Annotated in this window: 17 protein-coding genes; 7 read left to right on the forward strand and 10 right to left on the reverse strand. The window is 36.2% G+C overall.

Annotated features, from left to right (window positions below; genetic code table 11):
• Window positions 1-127 precede the first annotated feature (127 nt).
• The 10 genes from hemA to FJQ98_RS20785 form a co-directional block, all read right to left on the reverse strand.
• Window positions 128-1,492 carry a glutamyl-tRNA reductase gene (gene hemA / locus FJQ98_RS20740; RefSeq protein ID WP_053596738.1) on the reverse strand — a complete coding sequence of 455 codons (1,365 nt, stop codon included), beginning with the start codon at window positions 1,490-1,492 and terminating at the stop codon, window positions 128-130.
• A 1,000-nt stretch (window positions 1,493-2,492) separates the two neighbouring features.
• Complete coding sequence (locus FJQ98_RS20745) at window positions 2,493-5,396, reverse strand: vWA domain-containing protein (RefSeq protein WP_053596737.1); 2,904 nt, start codon at window positions 5,394-5,396, stop codon at window positions 2,493-2,495.
• A gap of 17 nt (window positions 5,397-5,413) precedes the next feature.
• Window positions 5,414-6,865, reverse strand: a complete 1,452-nt coding sequence (locus FJQ98_RS20750; protein ID WP_053596736.1) for an S-layer homology domain-containing protein — start codon at window positions 6,863-6,865, stop codon at window positions 5,414-5,416.
• A 209-nt stretch (window positions 6,866-7,074) separates the two neighbouring features.
• Entirely contained in the window at window positions 7,075-8,736 is a 1,662-nt protein-coding gene (locus FJQ98_RS20755; protein WP_246494245.1) for a hypothetical protein, read from the reverse strand.
• 161 nt (window positions 8,737-8,897) lie between these two features.
• Complete coding sequence (locus tag FJQ98_RS20760) at window positions 8,898-9,071, reverse strand: YjfB family protein (protein WP_075807335.1); 174 nt, start codon at window positions 9,069-9,071, stop codon at window positions 8,898-8,900.
• A gap of 256 nt (window positions 9,072-9,327) precedes the next feature.
• On the reverse strand, window positions 9,328-9,909 hold the full coding sequence (gene yihA, locus FJQ98_RS20765; RefSeq protein ID WP_053596734.1) for a ribosome biogenesis GTP-binding protein YihA/YsxC: 582 nt from the start codon (window positions 9,907-9,909) through the stop codon (window positions 9,328-9,330).
• A gap of 4 nt (window positions 9,910-9,913) precedes the next feature.
• Window positions 9,914-12,238: an endopeptidase La gene (gene lon / locus FJQ98_RS20770; RefSeq protein WP_053596733.1), complete on the reverse strand. Its 2,325-nt coding sequence runs from the start codon at window positions 12,236-12,238 to the stop codon at window positions 9,914-9,916.
• Window positions 12,239-12,460: 222 nt separating this feature from the next.
• The gene (clpX, locus tag FJQ98_RS20775) at window positions 12,461-13,732 is read right to left on the reverse strand and encodes an ATP-dependent protease ATP-binding subunit ClpX (RefSeq protein ID WP_053596732.1); all 1,272 of its coding nucleotides are present in this window, start codon (window positions 13,730-13,732) and stop codon (window positions 12,461-12,463) included.
• A 1,133-nt stretch (window positions 13,733-14,865) separates the two neighbouring features.
• Window positions 14,866-16,155 (reverse strand): trigger factor, encoded by a 1,290-nt coding sequence (gene tig, locus FJQ98_RS20780; protein ID WP_053596730.1) that lies wholly within the window; start codon window positions 16,153-16,155, stop codon window positions 14,866-14,868.
• A gap of 112 nt (window positions 16,156-16,267) precedes the next feature.
• Complete coding sequence (locus tag FJQ98_RS20785) at window positions 16,268-17,257, reverse strand: CDC27 family protein (protein ID WP_053596729.1); 990 nt, start codon at window positions 17,255-17,257, stop codon at window positions 16,268-16,270.
• 269 nt (window positions 17,258-17,526) lie between these two features.
• Between FJQ98_RS20785 and FJQ98_RS20790 the strand changes: the two genes are divergently transcribed.
• The 7 genes from FJQ98_RS20790 to FJQ98_RS20820 all read left to right on the forward strand — a co-directional run bounded on the left by FJQ98_RS20790 (window position 17,527) and on the right by FJQ98_RS20820 (window position 25,471).
• The gene (locus FJQ98_RS20790; RefSeq protein ID WP_053596728.1) at window positions 17,527-17,994 is read left to right on the forward strand and encodes a hypothetical protein; all 468 of its coding nucleotides are present in this window, start codon (window positions 17,527-17,529) and stop codon (window positions 17,992-17,994) included.
• 325 nt (window positions 17,995-18,319) lie between these two features.
• Window positions 18,320-19,162: a DUF2785 domain-containing protein gene (locus FJQ98_RS20795; RefSeq protein WP_053596727.1), complete on the forward strand. Its 843-nt coding sequence runs from the start codon at window positions 18,320-18,322 to the stop codon at window positions 19,160-19,162.
• Window positions 19,163-19,985: 823 nt separating this feature from the next.
• Window positions 19,986-20,909 (forward strand): cytochrome aa3 quinol oxidase subunit II, encoded by a 924-nt coding sequence (qoxA, locus tag FJQ98_RS20800; RefSeq protein ID WP_053596726.1) that lies wholly within the window; start codon window positions 19,986-19,988, stop codon window positions 20,907-20,909.
• A gap of 27 nt (window positions 20,910-20,936) precedes the next feature.
• Entirely contained in the window at window positions 20,937-22,880 is a 1,944-nt protein-coding gene (qoxB, locus tag FJQ98_RS20805; protein ID WP_053596725.1) for a cytochrome aa3 quinol oxidase subunit I, read from the forward strand.
• Window position 22,881: 1 nt separating this feature from the next.
• Window positions 22,882-23,481, forward strand: coding sequence for a cytochrome aa3 quinol oxidase subunit III (qoxC, locus tag FJQ98_RS20810; protein ID WP_053596724.1), 600 nt, complete (start codon window positions 22,882-22,884; stop codon window positions 23,479-23,481).
• Entirely contained in the window at window positions 23,481-23,765 is a 285-nt protein-coding gene (gene qoxD, locus FJQ98_RS20815) for a cytochrome aa3 quinol oxidase subunit IV (protein ID WP_053596723.1), read from the forward strand. Before qoxC ends, qoxD begins: the two co-directional genes overlap by 1 nt.
• Before the next feature lie 845 nt (window positions 23,766-24,610).
• A complete protein-coding gene (locus tag FJQ98_RS20820; RefSeq protein WP_053596722.1) occupies window positions 24,611-25,471 on the forward strand; it encodes a DUF6612 family protein in 861 nt (286 codons plus the stop codon).
• Window positions 25,472-25,524: the final 53 nt, after the last annotated feature.

A 25,524-nucleotide genomic window follows, 5' to 3' on the forward strand; every position in this document is an offset into this window, starting at 1 on the left:
AGAATAGAAAAACGTTTTCGTATCCTTAGTTTACCATACAGATACGAAAACGCCTCATTTAATATCATTAGAAAATCTCGTTCGCGGGCAACTTTTCTAAAGTTGCACCGCGAACACATAGACATCTTTAGAAAGAGTACTTTGGTTCAGTGGAAGATTCTGATGACTGTAAGCGTTCTTTGCGTTCAAGCTCTTGCTTTGTCATCGCAGTAACTTCAGCTTCCACAGCATCCTCAATACCGAAAATTTGTTGGAATAAACGTAACTGTTCATTTGCTTTTGGTGAATTTGCCATTTCTTTAGCTTGTAAAATTGGCTCTTTTAACAATTGATTAATAATTGACTTTGTATGCTTACTTAAAATTTTACGTTCACGATCTGTTAAATCTGGCATTTTATTTTCGATACTAATCATTGTCTCTTCTTGAATATGACTCGCTTTTTTACGTAAAGCCGAGATGACAGGAACAACGCCAAGAGTCGCAACCCAATCTTTAAATTGTACAACCTCTTTGCCAATCATTGTAGTAATATCAGCCGCAGCGCGTTCACGCTCAGCTAAGTTTGCTTCTACGATGCCTTGTAAATCATCTATATCATATAAGAAAACATTTGGTAAATCTCCAACAAGTGGATCAATATCACGCGGAACTGCAATATCTACCATAAATAATGGTTTACCTTTACGCAAACGTTCTACAAATTGCATTAGTTCATAGTCAATAACATAATCTGTTGCACCTGTAGACGTAATTAAAATATCTGCTTCCAGTAACGAACATTGCAGCTCCTTCATAGATTTTGCTTCACCGTCGAATTTAGCTGCTAGACTTTCTGCTTTTTCGAACGTACGGTTAATAACGGTTACTTTTCCTACACCGCTACCGTAAAGGTTCTCAATAGCAAGTTCCCCCATTTTTCCTGCACCTAAAATTGCCACATGTTTACGTTGTAAAGATCCGAATATTTTTTTTGCTAATTCAACTGCTGCATAAGAGACTGATACCGCGTTCTCACCGATAGCCGTTTCATTATGTGCACGCTTCGCAAATGTCACCGCTTGTTTAAATAGCTGATTGTATACCGTTCCTGTTGTTCCAATCTCTTGTCCACTTAAGAAGCTTTTCTTAACTTGTCCTAAAATTTGAGTTTCGCCAAGCACCATCGAATCAATGCCAGCTGTCACTTTGAATAAATGCTCGATTGCCTCATCTTCTTCACGTATTGTTAAATACGAAGAAAATGTCTCCGCTGGCAGGTCGAACCAATTTGCTAAAAATTGTTTAACAAAATGACGTCCAGTATGCACCTGATCAACTACTGCATATATTTCTGTGCGGTTACATGTCGAAACAATAACATTTTCTAATATACTTTTTTGTTTTTGTAGCGCTTCCATTGCTTGTGGTAGTTCACTCTCTATGAATGATAACTTTTCACGAATTTCAACTGGCGCTGTCTTATAATTCAAGCCTACTACGATGGTATGCATGAATAACACCTCACACGTTCTAATTCACAAATCTCATTATAGCACAGTTCGACAAGAGTTCATCTATAATTTGTGAACATGTCATGAAGAACTGTAATTCGTCATCTACATTAGAATTATTATAAACTAAGTGTAACAAATTATACGTTCTGTTTCAAATTTAATGTTTTCCAGAACATTTTCTTTAATGGCTCTACCAAAAAGTGTGGTTGATTTCCGTTCCGACTGGGCACTTTGTTGCTGCCGCTACGCTTTCGCACAGATAAAACATTTGCCGCTGACGCTTCGCTGCGCTGCAGGGTCTCGGGCCAACACGATGTTGGTCACGAAGGCGTTATCACAGGATGTGATGGTTTTAGCCTTCGTTCCTCTATATCGCTGATCCCCAAGGAGTCGCCCAGTCGTAACGAAGATCAACTTATTCACATGATATACGTTTTATTAAAGACATTCCTATCTTCCGATGATGAACAAATAAAAGATGATTGATATTGAAGATTCCTAAAGGCAATTCCTAATTATTCATACGTACAAACTATTACTTTCACGTTGGAATAAGGATAATCAATTATTTTATTTAGGTAAATATGTCTTTCGAAATAAACAATAGAGTTAAATCAAATCTTACAACTCTATTGTTCTTTTAATTATTATTGAGGTATAAAAAAATGCCTTTGTTGAATTATTATTTTTAACAAGGCTAAATTTACTTTCTTATACTATTGTTCCCTAAGTCGAAATTAAGATAAACATTTCTGTACATTAGTCATCACCTCAAAGTTTCTTTAGGCGTAATATTGCCAAATTTAATAAATTTATTAAATAAACGGTTCATTTCGAAGGTTAGGATAAAAATTTTTTTGATATATATGATGAAGATAAATTGATTGGATTGGAGGCGGACGGAAATCAACAACACTTTATGGTAATTATTGTATAAAATCAAAAAAGCTGAACTAATTTTGTCTATTAGTTCAGCTTAATTTTGAGTATTAAACTATTAATTTGTAATTGTCGTGGTTTTTGTAGCTATAATTTTACCGTCTTTATCATACGCTACAAATTCAATCTCATTATTAACTTTGAAGTCCTGCATTGTTTGCACTGGTTTTGTTAACATGTAGACATTATCACTACGCTTTTTCAATTCAAATTGCGCATCTCCACTTAAAGAAGGGAAACGTACATTAATCTTTGCAACATTTGAGCAATTACCATCGATTCTTGCATTCATTGTAATATTGCCTTTGCGTAGAGTTACTGTAGCTTCTTCAAATAAATCTTCAGGATTCACGCAACTTGAAGGCGCAGTTTTGCATAAAATCGCATCAATAATTTTTTGGAAAACTTGATGTAATTGTAAGTTATCGATTGCGTGGTAATAAATACCACCAGTATCTGCAGCCAATTGCGTTAACATTGCATCATTGACTTGTGATTTTTTACCCATACTTACAGTGTAAACCTTAACGCCTTGCTTTTTCGCATCGTTCAGCACTTTTGTCATTTTCGATTTACTTGTTTTACCATCTGATACGACAATAATAGCTTTTGAGGTTTTCGAGTCATTTGAGAATTTAGACAGTGCGATTTCTATACCTGCAAAAATATCTGTGGCACCCTTCTCTTTCGATGCTTTATAAAGATCTTTTTTCAATACATTGTCTGTACTGCCTTCTCCAAGAACAGTAGCTTTTGTATTTGTTTCAATAACAATATTATTTTTAGCCTTAATTTGATTGATTACTTCCATCATTTTTTTACCACGGTAATTTGTTTGGTCAGTAGCTTTCATGGAAGCAGAGTAATCAACTACGTATGCGACTTCTGTTGCTAAAGAACAAGAATTTTTACTAAAGTAAGGATTTGTGAAAATATCCTTCGTTATTGTTTTATCTTTTAAATCCTTCAATATTGTGGCATAACGAGGATCTATTTTATTTACCAATGTTGCTTCAGCTTTAGATTTCCCATAAATAACTGAGTCAAAGTACGCTACAGCTGTACCTGGGCTTCCAGTATTATTTAAATAATCCGAAGTATTTGTTACGAATGAAGCTGTTTTCTCAACACCGTCAAATTTAATTTTTACTGTTCCTTGGTAATCAGTAATAATTTCTCCACCTGGTCTCACTAATGTAACCATTACTTTCGTGTAACGATCTTTACCAGATGGTCTTGATGCTGCTTCCGCACTTTCCTTTAATGCTTCCACTCGTTTTTTATAGGCTTCTACTTGACCAAGTAATTTACCACCTTGGTATTTTAATAATACAGTTCGATCATAGTTACTTAAGCTTGTGAAAATAGCATAAATTTTCATGACACTGTCATAATGCTCGAGTGTTAGTTTTTTTTCATCTGGCATATAGCTCATAAGTTGAATAATAGCACCAACTGGGTTAATGTTCTCAACCTGTGAGGCAATCGCATCATCAATTCCTTGAATACGATAAATTGGACGCCCATCATCTGAAATCATATACATAATTTCAATCGTATCATTAACCGAATCCTCTAAACGTTTTTCAACAATCTCTTCGAACAGCCAAACTGAAATATTATAGTTTTCAAACTGTAAAATGGCATTTTCATAGCCTAATGCAGGGTATTTTTTATCACTGCCACCATATTGTAAATATATATTTTCAACATTTCCTAAAGCATTGGTTACATTTGTTTGCTGCCCAATACTAAATAGTTTTTCTTCTCTATCAATCCAATGGACGTTCACAATATTTTCTGTAAAGAACTCTGGTAATTTTTCATACGGTACATATGGAGGTGTTACATTTCCATTTTCGTCATCAGTATTTGCTGGATCATACACTTGATAATCAATGCGCATTTCTGGTTGAGGTGAGTAACGGACTTGTGCATTAAGTTTTTCACCTACAAGACATTTCATACCAGGATCTGTATTGTTAATAAGCTCAAATGAAATTGTATCACGTACAGATTTTGTTAATTTTGGTGCTATAACAATCGCAGAGACAGTAGAGCCATCTGATTGCACATTTCGAACAGCTTCACCAGATGTGTCAACGATTTTTGCACCATATGATGAAGTTACACGGAATGTATAAGATTTATCATCAGGTATTGGATCACCATTACAAGCTTTTAAAGATACAGTAATGAGCGTTGAATCTTGGTCATTTGCGATTAAATCTGGTTTTTCAACATCAATACTTTGTAGAGCATTATTTACATACTCTGGTCCAGTAAAATCGTTGTTATTATCCTTTGGCTCTTCAAATTCTGTGTTGCTTGAGCCCATGAAACTCGGAGGTAATGTAATTTTATCGTTATCACGGCCTGCTGCAGTACGTTTTAATCCTAGTACAGCAAAGTTGTCGTTTTGTACACCGCGGTATAAAAATTCAGCACTATCTCCACGAGTTAGCTTTGTAGAAGGATTGAAGTCGGCAAATGTCTTTTTACCAGTGTTTCCTGTTGAAATATCATTTGTGTATAAATATTGAACTGCCTGAGGCTCATCTAAATCTAAACCTTTAAAGGCCGCATATAGTCGCGCAAATTGTCCACGTGTAACGGCTTTTGAACGATTGGCTGCTGTATAAGTACCATTAAACGGTAAATAAAAATCACTATAGAAATTATAGGCAACACTGTCGTTATACGTTAATGCATAATTGCGATCAAGCTTTGCAAACATGACAACAAGCTCTCGCTCAGTTATCTGTTCATTAGGTAAAAATTTATTAGCGCTATTCAATGAGAGTAAATCATTATCGACTGCCCATGAAATAGCTTTGTATTTACTATTATTTGTTGGTACATCCTGAATTGTCGTAGCTGCATGAGTAACAGCTGGAGTTGCTGTCATAAGGACAAGCACGAAACAAAGCAGGGATAGAAATGCTTTTTTAGCATACGTCATTCATTTCAGTCCTTTCTTTAATTAAAGAACAATATGTCATCTCGATAATTTTGTTTTAAGTCATTTTCCAAATAATTCAAGAAACGTTCTAACACTACTGATGCTTCTGCTCGCGTTAATGGTTGATTTGGATTAAATCGACCTACAGGGTCACCAGTCATTAAGCCTAACTCATTTACAATGTAAATACCGTCTCTTGCATAGGCTGGAATTTGCGCATCATCCTTAAACTTTGTTATATAGCCTGGATCTGGCGCCTTATTCTCAAGCCCTAAGGCACGCACATAAATCGTAGCGGCTTGTGCTCGAGTAATTGGATGATCAGGCTTGAAATACTCTGGTGATACACCTTTAATAATTCCTTTATGAACCGCAGTCTCAATATAGGCATAATCTTTTACTGTACGCTTGATATCTTTAAAAATACTTGCCGTAGTTGTCGGTTTTTTCGTTTTCGGTTCTTCCATAACACGTAAGTCAACTGCCTTACCAATCGCCGTTGAAAAGTCAATACGCTTCATAGGGGTATTCGGTGAGAAGAAGTTACTTGCATCAGAGTAAATACCTAAAGAGTATAATTTTTCGATAGCCTCTTTCGCATAATGATTTGATAAATCACGGAACTTAGGAATGATTAAACGTTCAATTGTCGGCATGTATTCGGTATCTAAGTCAATAGAACCTTTTTGTCCAGAGGCTAAATCATACGTATATTCAGAAATAACATCCTTTTCACTTACTACCGCATATCCACCATCAAAGCTCCCCAAACTCCCTAGGTTTTCTTCATAGTTTAGTACACGTGATTTACTTGTAGATAAACGATTTTTCATATGGCTTGTCTTACCATCGCTATAATTATAAACAGCTTCTGTAATTTGTGTTTCTGTTGCTCCCCAGAAGTTTTCATAGCCAGCATGACGACTATCAGTATCAATTGTTACAGAATTTTGAGTTGCATTTTTTCCAGTCCCAGTTTGATAGGAATATGTTTTTCTAGAAATCACATTACCTGAATAATAATCAGAGGCTGCACGATTGTCCGTTACAGTACCTTGTGAAAATTGGTAATCTACCAATGTATATGTTATTTTTCCAGCAACAATTTTCTCTGTATACTTTTTCACTACACCATTCGATGTTTTTTGACCAATCGTAGCATAATCCACAACATCAGATTCATAGGCAATATTTCGTGTCAATGTAGCACCGTTACTTGCTGTCAGCTTTAAACTATATGTTTCAGTTAACCTTCCTTTAGATTCTTTTTGTGTGATTTTGATGTCTTTACTAGTGCCTTTAAATATAATAGGTGTTCCTGTAATGAAAACAGCTTCCTCATATGTATATTCATTTTTAACAGCACCTGTTGTTTCTAATGAAGCAGCTGATGCATTTACTGGGATAGTAGCACCAATAACAAATACAGCAAGAACCACTAACATTATTTTAGATAAATGTTTTTGCATTCTTTTTTTGTCCCTCTCTTTCATTCCATGCATATCCGCAATATGGAGCTGTCAAATAGGTAAAAATAATAGGTTAAAATTTGCTCGTCTTCTACCAGTAGTGCGACAAAGGTTTTCATCATAAGTATCCTCTAACTTCGCACACTTCATGCAGCTGATGGCCTTCGTCGAAAAGACTACTAGCAGGAGACTCGCAGATTCATATTTTATTAATCAACTAATATAAAATGAGCTTTAACAAAACGATTAGATAATACTACTAAACGATCAGATGGTTTTAAATCAGATGGTTGAATAACTTTACCAGCTTTAATAAGCGTAGCTTGGTCAATATTCATATCAACCATTTCCCCAGCTTCATACCAACGGCCATTTTGCCATTGACTAACGCTCTTCACATTAATCACAGCTGGATATGTCGATTTTACTGACTGTAGTTTACCTGCTAGCATTAACGGTGCAACTGGCTTAGCATTATCAAGGATATGGAGAGCTTGAACATGTCCATCTTTTACATAGAAGTATCCATAATCACCTTCAGATAAATAAAGCTCAATATCTGGTATTACGCTATATGTTTTGTTTCCATCATCGACCATTGCCTTTGTTGAATTACTAACTGACAGTACAGTACGATCTGTTTTCTTGAAAACATTCGACTCAATCTTCATTGCGTCATCAATTTCAATTAAATAGCCGTCCGCTTGTGACAAACGTCCATAATATAAATCATGACCTGCTAAGTTCGGTGACATAAAGCTATCACTTGTCACTTGTACAACTTGTGCATAATGATCCCGTGCAGCACCGTCTGAAATAACAAAGGCTGTACCATAAGCCATCAATCCAGTAGGCTCAATTAAACGACCATTTCGAATTAAAATCGTTCCATCGTGGAAGTACATTGAACCTGCCGATTTAAGTTTTAATAATCGATATTCAGTATCTACAGAAAGCATTGGCTCATAGTAAGTTCGCTCGTTATTTTTCAAGACAACAATTTTCTCAATGACTTCTTTGCCGAATTGTTTAACGGTCGCATAGTATGCTTCACTGCCAATGTAATTTTTCAATTGACCTTTTTCAATCTTTGTATTTCCAACATAAATCGGTACCTTTGATGAAAAAATCATCGTTGATAGAGCTTTTGTTGAGTCTGAGCCAAATTGCCAATTTACAAATGCATGTTGATTTTTGACAGTTAACTTATTTGCATTGGCATTAACAGCTTGTATTTCACCTTTATATAGGTTTTCAACTAATGTACCTGTCTCACTAATTTCTATTTTCGTGACAATGGATGTGTTTCGATTTTTAAGATTAAGCTTTACACGATCCCCTACGTAGAGTGCACTTATATCGACAGCAGAGGAGTTCTTTTGATAGCTTGTATCTTTATTTATATAGTAGGCAGTTTCCTTCCCAATATCAGGCTTCAGCATAATGAATAATCCATTTGGATCAATACTTGTCACTACTCCAGCAAGTGTTTTTGTATTTTGTGCAACTGTCGGAGATTCTGTTTCTTTTGTAGAACTAGAAGTACCTCGAAGTTCAACAACACTTCGAAGAGAAATATCCGCTTCTACCTTCATCCCCATCTTAAAGCCTTCGATTGTTGTTTCTGTATTATTAATATACAGGCGGGCATTATTATTTATATTGTATGTAATTTGACGACCGCTATTATTTTGTAAAGTAATCTTGCTCAGCTTTTTTTCTATTACTCCGTTTGAATTGGCATATTCTGAAAATGTTACATCTACAAAGGTTCCAGTCACCATTTGGGCAGCATGGGCTGTTTGACTTGATGAAAATCCGAGAATCGTTAGTAACAAAATCATTAGTATGTATGGAATCTTCTTCAACAAATCCCGCCTCCTTAAAAATTTTATTTACAAATAGTATATCGTATTATTGGTAGTTTTTCCTATTCAAAAAGTTACATTTTAGTGCGTTTACTTTCTTTATTAAAGCTATCATTAGATACAAAGATAGAGGTAGCTTCCAACTTCAAGCTACCTTGTCTTCATCATACTTGAATGTCAATTGTATGTCCGGCTGACGGATGTGGAGCATCTAACATTTCAACTAACTGTTCTGTATTTTGCTGTTGCATCTCCATTGCCTGCTTCGTTACAGCTAGAGATACATTTTGCATTAGCGTTGCTTGATTCATTGCCATTGATAAAGCTGCGATATCCATTTAGTCCACCTCCTATCTAATTTATCGGTCAAATGTTCCATTCATCAAGCGATTTCTCCCATTTTCAAACAAAAAACATCTACTGTCCTAAATATTAGACTCAATAGATGTTTTCTTATCTTCATTCAGCAAAATGTTTTAGTAGCAAAAGCAAAGCGTCAGCTACAGATGTTCTTTGTAACGAAAGCGAAGCGTCAGTTACAGATGTTTTTTAGCGAAAGCGAAGCGTCAGCTACAATTACGCCAACGAAATTGATTACATTTTATTTTCGATAGTACGCCATGCTTCTTCAAAGCCAAGTCCTTTTTCTGAAGAAAAAACAATAAGTGGATCATTTTTGTCCATATCCAGCGTTTCTTTCACGACCTTTTTATGTTTATCCCATTTACCTTTTGGAATTTTATCCGCCTTTGTTGCAATGACAATACAAGGAATATTGTAATGCTTTAAAAAATCATACATCATGCAATCATCATCTGTAGGAGGATGACGTAAATCAACAATTTGTACGACTGCCTTTAATTCCTGGCGTCCTGTAAGGTAGCGCTCAATCATTTTCCCCCACGCTTCACGCTCAGTCTTTGAAACCTTTGCATAACCATATCCCGGAACATCTACAAAAAACAATTGCTCTTCGATTTTGTAAAAATTAAGCGTTTGTGTTTTTCCGGGCTTAGAAGAAATACGTGCTAAAGCTTTACGACCGATCATTCGGTTAATGAAGGAGGATTTCCCCACATTTGAACGACCGGCTAGTGCAAATTCTGGCAGTCCATCTTCTGGATATTGGTCTGGTCTTACAGCACTTATGACCATTTCGACGTTATGGACTTTCATTTTCTTATAAACCTCCGTCCAGTGCATAGGCCAATACTTCATCAGCCGATGACACTAGTTTAAATGTTAGTTGTTCGCGTACACTTTCAGGAATATCCTCAATATCTCGCTCATTATCTTTCGGACAAATAATTGTCGTTAAGCCTGCTCGATGCGCACTGAGTGTTTTTTCCTTTAAACCACCAATTGGCAGTACACGTCCACGTAATGTTATTTCACCTGTCATGCCAACTTCACGGCGTATTGGGCGGTGTAAAATTGCGGAAACAATTGCGGTTGCCATTGTAATACCTGCAGAAGGTCCATCTTTTGGAACAGCTCCTTCAGGAACGTGAATATGAATATCATGTGTTTCAAAATATTCTGCATCCACCTGAAGGTCTTCTATTTTTGTACGGACATACGATAAAGCTGTTTGAGCAGATTCCTTCATGACATCGCCAAGCTTCCCAGTTAGCTGCAATTTCCCTTTACCCGGTGTTAATGATACCTCAATTTGTAATGTATCACCACCCACAGTTGTATAAGCAAGCCCAGTAGCTACTCCGACTTGATTTTCCTTCTCTGCTTGTCCATAACGGAAGCGATGCTTGCCAAGTAACTCTTCTAAAGACTTTGAGCTAACTGTTACTCGTTTCTTCTCACCAGAAACGATGATCTTAGCGATTTTACGGCATAGAGTTGCGATTTGACGCTCTAGCCCTCGAACACCTGCTTCACGTGTATAATAACGGATAACATCTACTACTGCTTCATCTTTAATAATAACTTGTGTTTTTTTCAAGCCATGCTCTTTTAACTGTCTTGGTATTAAATGATTTTTGGTAATTTGCGCCTTTTCAATTTCTGTATAGCCAGCAATTGAGATTACTTCCATACGATCTAGTAACGGCCCTGGGATTGCACTTAAATCATTAGCAGTAGCAATAAATAATACATTTGATAAATCATAAGGTTCTTCAATGTAATGGTCGCTAAATGTATTATTTTGGGCTGGATCCAAAACTTCAAGCATTGCTGCTGCAGGATCTCCTCTAAAGTCATTAGACATTTTATCAATTTCATCTAGTAGGAACACAGGATTAATCGTTCCTGCCTTTTTCATACCTTGGATAATACGACCGGGCATTGCCCCAACATACGTACGACGATGACCTCGAATTTCTGATTCGTCACGTACCCCACCTAATGAAATACGGATAAATTTGCGATCTAAGCTTTCTGCAATAGATCGAGCTAATGACGTCTTACCGACACCAGGAGGGCCAGCTAAACATAGTATTGGTCCACGTAACGAGTTTTTCAACTGACGTACAGCTAAATATTCTAATATGCGTTCTTTTACTTTTTCTAATCCGTCATGATCACGATTTAAAATGTTCTCTGCATGTTCGATATTCATGCGGTCCTCAGTCGCATTAGTCCATGGTACTGATACAATCCAATCAATATAGTTTCGAATTACGCCACTCTCTGCACTAGCTGTTGGTATCTTCTCATAGCGATCCAATTCTTTAAGCACTAATTCTTTCGTGGATTCAGGCATTCCTGTTTCATCAATACGCTTCCGTAATTCAGCTACTTCGCCAGTTTTTCCTTCACGATCCCCTAGCTCTGTTTGAATAGCCTTCATTTGTTCACGTAAATAATATTCTTTTTGCGTACGCTCCATGGATTGCTTAACTTTTGTATTAATTTTCTTCTCAAGATCAAGTACTTCTTGCTCGTCATGCAAACGAATAATTAAATGATCTAAACGCTTTTTTACATTGAGCATCTCCAATACTTCTTGTTTATCAGCAATCTTAAATGGTAAATGCGATGCAATGATGTCTGCTAAACGACCAGGCTCTTCAATGTCTGCCACAGTACTAATGGTTTCAGACGTAATCTTATTGGAGGCTTTCGCGTATTTTTCGAAATACGTTAACAACGTACGCATTAAAGCCTGTGTTTCAATATCCTTATCGAGTGCTTCCTCCTTAACATCGATGTCAACAACCGTATATTTTTCTAACGCTTGATAGTTAGTCCATGAAGCACGAGCTACGCCTTCCACTAAAATTCGTAGTGTCCCATTTGGTAATTTTAGCATTTGCTTGACATATGCAATCGTACCAATTGGATATAAATCTTGCTCCTCAGGCTGTTCATCATGCATTTCTTTTTGTGTTACCAATAATATCAATTGGTCCTCTAACATTGCTTGTTCTAGCGCTGCTACAGAACGATTTCTACCCACATCAATATGTAACACCATCGACGGGTATACTAAAAGTCCACGTAAAGGCAATAATGGTACATTTGTTGTTTTTTGTATTGTCACCATGCGGGTATTCACCTCCGTCAAAATTTTCTTGTTCACTACTAGTATGTGTCTAAAAAGCCGATTCACACTAGTTAATCAAGCGAGCCAAAAATTTCATCTAATTACAGTTGGCTTTATGTATGAATGAATAAAAAGCTGACTGTCGATATGTGCGAATATTGCACAATCGAAGTCAGCTAAATTACTCTTTATCTCATAACAATAGACAGCCACGTCTGTTCGTTATGCTGAAGTTTTTGTGTCGCTACCTTCATCGAGTTCAGTGCCATCTTCAAGAAGCAATTTCGGTTTTTCTTTATCCGTAATTGTTTTTGCCGTAATGATACATTTTTTCACGTCTTCACGTGAAGGTAGTTCGTACATTACATCAAGCATCGTTGACTCAATAATTGAACGAAGACCGCGTGCACCTGTTTTGCGCTCAATTGCTTCTTTTGCAATTGCAGTGAGGGCACCTTCATCAAACTCAAGCTCAACACCATCTAGATTAAGCATTTTTTGATATTGCTTAGCCAGTGCATTTTTAGGCTCCGTTAAAATTTGTACAAGCGCAGCCTCGTTTAATTGCTCTAGACTTGCAAGTACTGGTAATCGACCGATGAATTCTGGTATTAGACCAAATTTCAATAAATCCTCTGGAATCAGCTTTGCCATAATTGAGCCTTCATCCATATCTATTTTGTTAGGATCTGAACCGAAGCCAATTACTTTTTCACCCTGACGGCGTTTAATAATGGATTCTATTCCATCAAACGCTCCACCCACAATGAATAAGATGTTTGTCGTATCGATTTGTAAAAATTCTTGGTGAGGATGCTTACGACCACCTTGTGGTGGAACACTCGCAACTGTTCCTTCTAAAATTTTAAGAAGGGCTTGTTGTACACCTTCACCAGATACATCACGTGTAATGGATGGATTTTCAGATTTACGTGCAACTTTATCGATTTCATCAATATAGATGATCCCTTTTTCAGCACGCTCAATATCATAATCTGCTGATTGAATTAATTTTAATAAGATATTTTCAACGTCCTCACCAACATAGCCTGCTTCTGTTAGAGAAGTAGCATCCGCAATAGCAAAAGGAACGTTTAATATACGCGCCAATGTTTGAGCTAATAAAGTTTTACCGCTACCAGTTGGGCCGATTAACACAATGTTCGATTTTGCTAATTCTACATCATCAATTTTACTATTCGTATTAATGCGTTTGTAGTGATTGTAAACCGCAACTGCTAAAGCTTTTTTAGCACGTTCTTGTCCAATTACATACTCATCTAAAATCGCTAAGATTTCTTTCGGTTTCGGAATATCCTGGAATTCAATTTCCTCTTCACCGCCCAGTTCCTCTACAACGATTTCTGAACAAAGCTCGATACATTCATCACAAATATAAACACCAGGACCTGCAACTAATTTACGCACCTGTTCTTGTGGCTTTCCACAGAATGAGCATTTTAAATTGCCTTTTTCATCATTAAATTTGAACAATATGTTTCACCCCTATTCAAGCAACAATCTTACAAGATTATTGAACCTTTATCAAATAAATTGTCTGCATCCATTTACACCTCGGCGATTATGGTTCGAGATTTTAAAAAAATTTCGACATTCATTGTACAAAAAACATTAGAATTTACCACAAAGCTGCCAATTCATTAACTTGATGAATTCCAGCTCATCACCATGACGTGTGGTTGATTTCCGTTCCGACTGGGCGCTTTCCCGGGGGCGTCCGATGAGCCGCTTCGCTGCGCTCCATGGTCTCGGGCCAACAGATGTTTTTTGCGCGAAAGCGAAGCGGCAGCGGCACCGATGTTGGTCACGAAGGCGTTATCACAGGATGTGATGGTTTTAGCCTTCGTTCCTCTATCACTAATCCCCAAGGAGTCGCCCAGTCGTAACGAAGATCAAATTTTGAAAAAGGAAGCACATCCGCATTCATCTCACTTCAGAGGTAGAAGTCTTCTACTGAATGAAGATAAATGGCATACGTTTTAACAAATGTCATCCACAACTTTTGGTGATGAACCTGAATTTCACTGATTATACCTTTTATTTCCACGCACATGTAACTGACTGATTCTTCAGAAACCTCTAGCGACCAGAGACCTTTCGTTTCGTCAAGCTCCCTACTCTCGTCACTGTATTTAGCTTGTGATTTCACTGTTACACCCATAAGTCAAATTACAGATACTCAAATGAGTAACTTGCATTTCCTTAAAATCTATTACATTCGCCAGAGGCTTAACTTCATTCAGAAGAGGATGTATTTGCTATATAGTTTAATTAAAGCATTATTCCTCATTTGTTGAGAAATTGATAAAAATACACTAAGCTCTGACTCTGCTGAATGAAGTTACAATTTAGCATCGTGTGAAAAGTCAAACAATACTATGTATTAGAAGTGTAAAGGCTCTGCCTATCCCATCTTCAAAAACAGCGCTTCCTTTTGGAGGATGTATTTTTCGGTGAAAGTAGTTGTAACATCATCAACATCATTAACTATGTCGAACTAAACCTAAGGGGAATAAGCTAAACCTAAACAAAATATATGTGATAAAACAAGGCACGGTTTAACGCCGTACCTTGTTTTAATTGGACTATCAAGTTACAAAAAAATCCTATTCAGTAATTTTAGCGTTTTCTACTAAAAATTCAACTGTTTTTTGAATTTTAATATCATTTTCAAGAACTGATGTGCCACCTAAAGCACCTGTAATTTGCTCTTTTGTCATATTGAATTGAGCAGCCATTTTTTCTAATTCAGCTTCAATATCAGCTTCAGTAGCTTCAATTTTTTCAGCTTCAGCAATTGCTTCAAGTGTTAAAGATACACGTACACGGCTTTCTGCTTCTTCTTTCATTTGTCCACGTAAATCTTCTTCTGATTGACCTGAGAATTGATAGTAAAGGTCTAAGTTCATACCTTGCGTTTGTAAACGTTGACCAAATTCTTGTAACATACGATCAGTTTCAGAGTTAATCATACCAGCAGGTACTTCAAATTCTGCATTCTCAGCAGCTTTTTCTACTAATTCGTCACGAAGTGCTGCATCTGATTCTGCTTGTTTTTGTTCAGCAGTTTGCTCTTTGATTTTAGCGCGTAAAGCTTCAACGCCCTCAACTTCTGGGTCTAATTCTTTAGCGAATTCATCGTTTAATTCTGGAAGAACTTTCGTTTTAACTTCTTTTACAGTTACTTTGAAAGTAGCTTCTTTACCAGCTAATTCAGCTGCATGGTATTCTTCTGGGAAAGTAACAACTACGTCTTTAGATTCACCAGTTTTAATACCTACAATTTGCTCTTCAAAGCCAGGGATGAATGAACCTGAACCAATTTCTAGTGGATAGTCTTCACCTTTACCACCTTCAAATGCTTCTTCCCCTACGAAACCTTCAAAGTCGATAACAGCTGTATCGCCTTCTACGATTGCTTCGTCTTCTTTAATTTCAAGTTCAGCTTTACGAGCTAATTGGTCTTGAATTTGTGTTTCTACTTCTTCATCAGTAACTTCTACTGGAAGTTTCGTAACTTCTAAACCTTTGTACTCACCAAGTTTTGGCTCTGGTTTCACTGTTACTTGAGCAGTAAATGTGAAATCTTTACCGTGTACGAAGTTTTCTGTACCAGAAATTTCTGGGTAATCTACTGGCATAATTCCAGCTTCATCGATAGCTTTCGCATAAGAATCAGGTACGATGACTTCTAATGCATCTTGGTATAAAGATTCGATACCAAAGCGTTGTTCAAACATTTTACGAGGCATTTTACCTTTACGGAAACCTGGTACGTTAATTTGTTTTACTACTTTTTTAAATGCTTGATCCATTGCTGCGTCTACTTCTACAGCAGGTACCTCAATTGTAAGAGTACCGATATTACCTTCTTGTTTTTCCCATTTTGCTGACATGTATAAATACCTCCAAATAAATAATCAAGTTTAATTGTTAGACAATTCATTCGTAACTACGATTTTGACAACCATTTTAGTATAACATAGATGCGTATAGTTTCAACTTATTTCATACCTCATGTAGTTCTGTTAGTTTTTCTAACATTTGTAAAAAGTCAATGATTTCATAGTTCATTTCCTGCACTTTTCCGAGCATGGATTGTACAAAGTCAATATAACTATAGGCAATATCATCGGCTTCGTATGGGTGCCATTCAAACGGATACGTCACAATGGCATGCTTTGCCATTAGATATTGTACCATTTCTAACGTCGATGGGTCTTGTTCTAATTTATTTTCTATTATTTTTTTTACTTCCCCATACTGAGGCAACTGATTTGGTAGTACTAAATTGATAGGATTAACAATCATTGTTTCGTTAAATTTTGAAACAGTAATCTCAATTGATACTTCTTGTTCCACTAATAGTATTAGTGCTAAACTCTGGACAAATGGATGGATCGTTGGACATTCAATAATAGCTTTCAATGCTGTTTTTAATTGTCGTACATTCGTATCCATTAAGCGATGTAATCGAATAGATTGTTCATCTGGTGATAATGCGCTAAATTCCGAAAGTTCATATTCTTGCTCTTCTAACAATCGTTGCGCATCCTCTTTTTTCTGGAGATTCCTAGCCACTTCTTGATTCAAGCTTCTCAAACGTTCAAATTTCTCTACCTGATCTACCGGAAGTGCATTTTCTTCAATCAATGTCGTAATTAATGACTCTACTTGATGGTATTCCTTTAGCTGCATACATACAGTAACATACAGTTCCATTACTTCCACATACAATGTAGTTCCCATAGTAAACAATTGCTCACAAACATTTTTGACTTTGTCGTATGCCTTTAATTCATATAAGGCGTATGCGTAGGCACTTAATGCTAATTCATCTCCAGTTTCATATAAAAATGCTTTTTCAAAGCTTGCCACAGCTTCTTCATATTGATAATTTTCCGCATACATATGTCCTTCACGTATTAATGTCTGAACAGCACCAGGAAAAACAACTATATTGTCATGTTTTATAACATGCTGTTTTCGCTTTGTCATTTTTCTCACCTCTTTACCACTATTTTACTTATTGATCCTATATGAATTATCACCATAACATGGGATTGATTTCCGTTCCGACTAGGACTTTCTTTTTTTGGGGGGCGTCCGATGAGCCACTTGGGGCATCTTTAACAAAAAATCACTGCTTTCGCATTTCATATTTTGTAATAAATTGTATTATAATTAATAATAGCTATCATTTATTACTATTTACAGGCATCTCGTCTGTCATTTAAGAAACAAATTCTTCACAAGGAGTGGAATACATGCAATTAATGGATACAGTTACTGAATTTGATAGTCGTATCTCTCCTACGTTTGAGGCACTATCAATTAAAGTTATTTCATATTCTACAGCGGACGGCCCCCATAAGAAGGATTATCCGATTGAATTTGAAATACTCACACGCACAAAGATTGATTTATACACACAAGAAGCGATTACACATATTATAAGTATCCAAGGTTACATTCCTGGCTCCATTTCAATCGGACACCAACATGAGTCACTTTTTATTATTCCCCAAAGTGTACACATTGAATGCAACTATAAACTTCTAAGTATCGACAAAAAAGATATGCAACGAATCTTACAACACGCTCAACCGAATCTTTATTATAGTGAGTGGCTAATCGACGCCATTAAAAATGCAAATATTCTTGTAGAATTAAAAACCAATCAAGATACTTTTACTGAATGGCCGTTCGGTATAAAGTCAGCCGTTATATTGTAACTAAAATGAAACATATTTAAATAGATATGTCTTCTTTTTATTATGCAATCCTTTAATAAGTCTATCCCTTTTTATTGCTTTTCTATCATATCAACTTTCTGTAGATTCTGGAATTCCTATAGTAAATATACTTCTATATCACTAGAAAACTTCATAAATCATCAAACAGGTCTTTGAAAAAGCGCTATAATGATAAGACTTAGCTCCATATAATATTTTCACTATGCCTTTGTATATGTAATTGCAAAGGCGGGCGTATCTTCAAAGAACATATAGGAGAAAATGGCTCTTTTAGAAAATTAACTTAACTTCGGGGGAATTACATATGAATATCAAAAATGCATTACAATCATTTTCAACTATGACACATTCAGTACGCCAAGAATTTATGTTACAAGAGGGCGATTGGCTGTTACAAGAAATGTTAACGCACATTGGCTCACCAGATGCAGAGTTGCGAGACCAATTAATTTATCGTACTTTTATCGATTTACTTAGCGATAATTTATTGAACGCCCAACAGCTACAATATTTATTTGATACAGCAACAGGCGACGATTTTTTATACTTAAACATAGGTGAAGAGATGACAGATAGTGTCTTTACTCGTTCGTTTTCTGCTTTACTCGTAGCAAGTCTGCTTGCAAAAGATGCTGAGCTACTGATTTTAAATGACGATCGTCTACAAATTTTCTTCCAAAAGATTGGCCGTTATTTATTATTGGAAAAGGATACAAGAGGTCACGTTCATGACAAGGGTTGGGCGCATAGCATTGCTCATGGTGCCGATTTAGCAGCAATGACGATTAAACACCCTAAATTTGATTTACAGCATGCCCCTTCGATCTTGCATGCGTTGAAACTTGTTTCTTGGAAAGATACTGTCTTTGTCAACGACGAGGAGGAACGCTTAGTCAATATAATTGAAGCGCTATTAGCTTGTGACTACTCTGAGGAAGCATTAATAGAGTATACAGAGCAGGTATTCGATAAATTTGAAATGCATTTAATGACGCAAGGCTATAACGAGGCATTTTTTAGCGGACGTACATGCACACTAAATTTAATGAAAACATTGTATTTTGCCTTAAAAATGAATAACCTCGCCTCAAAACTTCAAAATACCATCTATGGACAAGTAGCAAAATGGCTAAAGCTTGGTGCTTAAAATTAGTAAAATCCACTTTCTGTCTGCTTAGAACTTCTATTTTCGTCTCTATAACAAAATTTAGCAAACTAGGAATATCCTTAGTTTGCTATTTTTACTTTTCAGGTAAAACATAGATACCCCAATATATGGCAACACGTAATTATATTAACATAATTAATATCACATTCCAAAAATCCCCTTTACGGCCATCCCTTACATTGAGAATTTATCCTGATATATCCTTTTTACTACTTTTCGTATACTCCTTTTTTAAAAAAAACGCAACAAAAATGCATTCAACTCCTCAGCCTAACGGCGACTTTATTACAAAATGACGTCTAAAATGTGAAATGATATTTTTCATAAAAAAAACTATTTACTTCTATTTACTTAGTTAAAGATGATAAACTCAGTATTTTCAACGTTTTAACAGTGTTTATTTTAGAAAACGCAAAAATACCAATATTAAAATAACTTTTTTCGTTCAAAAAATGTTCATATTCAACCCCTGTTTGCTATTAATTCAATAACAAAATAATTTTTTTTCTTTAAAACGGAGCGTATAATCCTATGTGCAAACAACGTCATTTGTGTCGATCAAAGATGACACATTGTCTAAAAATCGATTGCACAGATCAATGACTTTGCAACCGCTTGCACTAGATCAATCAAATACTAGATTCAATGTTTCATATTGAACCATGCCATTGTAAGTATTTCTGATTATTTGATTGATACAACAATTAAAAGAGGTGACCTTATTACCCACTATTTATAATTTCGAATCTATACCCAATAACATGAAATTTATGAATAGCCGTTTTATAGAAAGGAGTCAAACATGAAGAAAAAGTTAAGCTTAATGTTTGTAGTATTTGGTGCGTTAGCAATTCTTGCTGGCTGTGAACCCTTAACAATCTTTGATCCAAAAGGGCCAAATGCCAAAACATTATCAGACACAATTATTTTATCCATTATTACAATGGCCTTTATATTACTAGTCGTGTACGTGCTTTTAGCATTTATGCTAACTAAATACCGTGCTTCAAAAGCATCTGCCGATTATGAGCCTCCTCACGAAGAAGGTAGTCATCTACTTGAAATTACATGGACAGTTATTCCGATTATCATCGTAGCATTCTTAGCTATTGTTACTGTAAGAACAACAAGTACAGTTGAGGCTCAACCAGAAGGTTATGACAATAAAGAGCCACTTATTATTTATGCATCATCCTCTAACTGGAAATGGCACTTTAGCTATCCAGAGCAAGGTATTGAGACTGTGAACTATGTAAATCTACCAATTGACCGTCCAATTGAGTTCAAACTTTATTCATTCGGACCAATTACAAGTTTTTGGATCCCACAATTAGCTGGTCAAAAATATGCGATGAGTGACATGTTAACAACTATTCACCTTGCAGCAGATGAAGTTGGTTCATTCATGGGCCGTAACTCTAACTTTAGTGGTCGTGGATTTGCTGAAATGGAATTTGAAGCGCAATCTATGACACAAGAAGACTTCGACAAATGGGCTTCTGATGTAAAAGCAAACGAAAAACCATTAACTGAAGAAAAATTTGATGAACTACTAGCTGCTGAGCACGTAGGTCGTTCAAGTTATTCATCAACACATTTAGAATTCAGACCTGCTCCAATGGAACACAGTGAACACATGAAAATGGAAGACATGGATCATAGTGATATGGACCATGGAGATCATTCTGATTCACAAGAAAAATCTGAAGAAACACATTCACATTAATTTTCAAACCTGAAAGGAGCGCATCCAATGAGTATGGAAGAATTATTCCATCCTATGCAAGAACCGATGATTTTAGCGGCAGCTATTAGTATCGTAGTTGGAGCAGTGGTTATTGTAGCTGGCCTTACATATTTCAAAAAATGGGGCTATTTCTACAAAAACTGGCTATCAACTGTTGACCATAAAAAAATCGGTATTATGTATATCGCTACAGCACTTTTGATGCTATTCCGCGGCGGTATCGATGCATTGTTAATGCGTGCACAAACGGCAGTTCCTGATAATGGACTTCTTGATGCACAACACTATAATGAGATTTTCACAACACACGGTTTATTAATGATTTTATTCATGGCTATGCCATTCGTAATTGGTTTAATGAACATTGTTATCCCACTGCAAATTGGTGCACGTGACGTTGCCTTCCCACGTCTAAATGCAGTCAGCTTCTGGTTATTTGCAGCTGGTTGCGGGTTACTAAACCTATCATTTATCATTGGTGGTTCACCTGATGCTGGTTGGACAGCATACTTCCCACTATCTGGGATAGAATTTAGTCCATCTGTTGGGAACAACTACTATTCTTTAGCTTTACAATTATCAGGGATTGGTACGTTAATGACTGGTGTTAACTTTATCGCAACAATCATTAAAATGCGTGCACCTGGTATGACATTAATGAAAATGCCAATGTTCACTTGGTCAATTTTAATTACGAACGTTATTATCGTATTTGCATTCCCAGTGTTAACTGTAGCACTTGCATTAATGATGCTTGACCGTCAATTCGGTACACAATTCTTTGCAATGCAAAATGGTGGTATGGATATGCTTTGGGCCAACCTATTCTGGGTTTGGGGACATCCTGAGGTTTATATCGTTATCCTACCTGCTTTCGGTATCTTCTCTGAAATCATTGCGACATTTGCACGTAAAAACTTATACGGCTATAAATCAATGGTTATGAGTATGGTCGTTATTTCGTTACTATCATTCTTAGTATGGGCCCACCACTTCTATACAATGGGTCACGGTGTAATGGTAAACAGCGTATTCTCTATTACAACAATGGCAATCGCTGTTCCGACAGGGGTTAAAATATTTAACTGGTTGCTCACAATGAGACACGGTAAAATTCAATTTACAACTCCTATGCTTTATGCTCTTGGCTTTATTCCTATCTTCACAATTGGTGGGGTTACAGGGGTAATGCTTGCAATGGCAAGTGCTGACTATCAATATCATAATACGATGTTCTTAGTTGCCCACTTCCACTATGTATTAATTCCAGGTACAGTATTCGGTGTACTTGCAGGTTACCACTACTGGTGGCCAAAAATGTTCGGTTTCCGTTTAAATGAAAAACTAGGTAAAACTGCTTTCTGGTTTATCGCAGTATGCTTTAACGTAACATTCTTCCCACTATTCATTTTAGGTTTGGATGGTTACGCTCGTCGTATGTACACTTACTCTGAGTCAACTGGCTACGGTCCATTGAACATGCTATCGTTCATCGGTGGACTTGGTCTTGCTGTCGGCTTTGCGTTAATCGTATATAACATTTACTACAGCTGGAAACATATGCCACGTAATGAAAAAGCAGATGTTTGGGATGGTCGTACGCTAGAATGGGCTACTCATTCTCCAGTACCAGAGTATAACTTTGCAGTAGTTCCAACTGTTACACGTTTAGATGAATACTGGTTCGCGAAAAAAGAAGGTCGCGATATTACAGCCGGTAAAATTGAAAAGATTCACATGCCTAACAACACTGGCACACCATTCTGGATGAGCGGATTCTTCTTCCTTGCAGCATTTTTCGCTGTATTTAATCTATGGGTTCCAGCCATCATTAGTATGATTGGTGTATTCGGCTTTATGATTCATCGTTCATTTGAAAAAGATCATGGTCGATACATTTCAGTTGAAGAAGTTATGGCAACTGAGAAAAGTTTGAGAGGTGATAAATAATATGAAAATCGATTCTTCACTTCCATTAGAATATAGTACAGAGGAAAATCGCCTGAAAATTTTCGGTTTCTGGATTTTCCTTGGCGCCGAGATTGTATTATTTGCTACATTATTTACAGTGTATTTCACACTTCAGACACGTACTGGTAGTGGTCCAACTGGCGCTGAGATTTTCGAATTAACACCAGTTTTATTAGAAACATTTTTACTTTTAGCAAGTAGTTTTACAATCGGTCTTGGTATACATGCTATGCGTTTGGGCAATAAAAAGGCGATGATGACATTCTTCATCATTACACTTATATTTGGTCTTGGCTTCTTAGGTATAGAGATCGATGAATTCGTCACTTATGTAGATGAAGGTGCAACAATTACAACAAGTGCATTCTTATCGGCATTAATGACTTTACTTGGTACGCATGGTGCCCACGTAACATTCGGTTTCTTCTGGGGCGTTGCAATTTTAATCCAAGTAGCAAGTCGTGGTTTAAACCCACAAACGGCTAACAAAGCGTTTATCTTCTCACTGTACTGGCACTTCCTAGACGTTGTTTGGATTTTCATCTTCAGCTTCGTCTACTTGAAAGGACTGATTAGCTGATGAAGGAATTATTCCCAAAACAACATGTGATGGGCTTCGGCTTCTCACTGTTACTAACAATCATTGCCTTAGCTGTTGTTAAATTTGACATGTCATATAATATGGCGTTTGGTATTTTACTAGTGACTGCTCTTGCACAAGCAACTGTACAATTAGTATTATTCATGCACATCGGTGAATCTGAAGACAAGAAAACGTTATATACAACGATTTTATATTCAGTATTCGTAGGTGTTGTTACAATCCTAGGAACATTATTCGCAATGATCTGGGGCTATAACTGATAAAAAAGGCCGAGAAAACGATATCATTTTCTCGGCCTTTTTCTTTTTGTAAAATAACTTTTTCCAAGTGTGTTTATTACCATTTTTATCTATCCCAATTAATTAGAAGGCTCTGATTTCAGCTACTGGCTACAATCAATTAAAATGGGAATATATTAACAAAATAGCAACAAGAAAAACTCCTTTTATCGCTCAATAATAAACCTATTTTTTCCTAATCAACACGCCTGAACTTTTTCTTCAATTAAATGATTATCAACTTGAATAGTTCGATATTAAATACAAAGCAGACTCAGCTCTACAAATGCCAGTCTTTCTAACGCCTCGTACAATGCGTCAACTCTATCCCCTTCTCTACTTATAAAAGCATAACAATCTCTGCTCTGATCTTTAATAGTTTGTATTGGCAATCTATTATTTTGAAAACCCCAGTCTTGTCAGAAAGTATTTACAAAACGCTTTTCATAATCAGTACATAAGCTTTGTTTGCTGCTGCAAAGGATTAGCTATTAGCTGAGCTACTTCTTTGCTACATTACAAAACCATTTGAACACTATAGCAAAAAAACTGATCTACTAGCGATGGCTTATTGCCTTTTATAGCAGCGCCATTGCTATGTTTTACAATAGCTAACAACGAATTTATTGATCGTCATATATTATTCATGGACTACTTTTTCTTGTTACTTAGCGTGAGGGAAGGCTTATAAATAAAGGTATAAATTGGGCATTTATTATTATTTTAAAATTGAATTAGTATTTTTTAATAAATAATGAAACTTTTCCTTTTATAGTAATGTATACTAATAGATATTGTTTTTTTACCAAGAATAGGAGATGAAAGTAATGAACAAATTTTTTAAAGTTTTAAGTGTTGGAGCACTAGCACTAACTCTAGCAGCTTGTAACAGTAGCGCTAGCCCAACGAAAGGTACAACTAAAACAAGTGACCTCTCTTTAGAGCAAGTGTATGACAAAGCCGTGAAACGCCAGGAAGACATTAAAAGTGCGAGTGCAAAAGCGGAAGTGACTCAAGAGGCAAAAATGGGGTCAGGTGACAAAGCAGAGTCATTTACCAGCGATACAAAAATGGACGTGGATGTAGTTACCGACCCACTGGGTATGCACTTCTCAATGACAACAACAGCGCCAGATATGCTTGACGAAGGCGATAAAAATAATGAAGCGTCAGTTGAAATGTACATGAATAAAGATCAAGGTATTTTCGTAAAAGACGAAACTTCCAACCAATGGTTAAAGTTACCAAGCGATGATTTCGATTCGATTTTAAAGGAGACTTCATCAGCAGCAAACGCTAAGGAACAATTAGAACAACTTAAAAAGTTTGTCGGTGATTTTAAATTCGAACAAACAGATGATGCATATGTCTTAACTTTAGACGCAAAGGGCGATAAATTTAAAGAGCTAATCGATTCTGAAATGGAAAAATCGATGAAAGATCTTAACCTTCAAGAAAATCCTCTTGATAATTTAACGATTAATAAAATGGACTACGTACTATACATTGATAAAGAAACTTTTGATACAAATAAAATAGATGTGAACATGGATTTGAAAATAAAAGTGGAAGATGAGGAATTTTCATCAAAAACGAAGACAGTTGTAACATATACTGAATTCAATAACCTAAAAACAATCGATATCCCACAAGAGATTATCGATAACGCAACTACTATTGAACAGTAATCGTATAATACTATGAAAAAGAATCTGCTTGCTTTCACGCACGCAGATTCTTT

This window comes from Lysinibacillus agricola, assembly GCF_016638705.1.
Classification (GTDB): domain Bacteria; phylum Bacillota; class Bacilli; order Bacillales_A; family Planococcaceae; genus Lysinibacillus; species Lysinibacillus agricola.